The 305-nt window shown below is 43.9% G+C and carries 1 protein-coding gene; it reads left to right on the top strand.

Annotated elements, in window-relative coordinates:
• Window positions 1-134 precede the first annotated feature (134 nt).
• Window positions 135-305 (top strand): transposase (locus tag AC2A1E_RS24480; RefSeq protein WP_484385920.1); only part of this gene is annotated, 171 nt, incomplete at its 3' end.

The raw sequence follows: 305 nt of genomic DNA, 5'->3' as shown, positions 1-305 counted from the left end.
AGCATTACAGCTAGGCTGGAGGTTCCGTAAAGCTTTCAGCTTTGGGCCAGTTATAAAAACCCCTTTTGATTTGTTAAAACAGTTTGCGGTCTGGCAACTGCAAACGTTCAACAAGAAATCAAAAGGGGGTCCCAATGAGGGACGAAAAGAGCTTAGCGCACACGCGATGGAACTGTAAATATCACATAGTATTTGCGCCGAAGTACCGAAGAAAGGTGTTCTACGGTGAAAAGCGTAAAGCGATAGGCAGTATCTTAAGAAAGCTGTGTGAATGGAAAAACGTGAATATTCTGGAAGCGGAATGC

It is taken from the genome of Serratia sp. HNCC26DJ206 (genome assembly GCF_057180605.1).
This window is presented reverse-complemented; position numbering and strand designations above follow the sequence as displayed.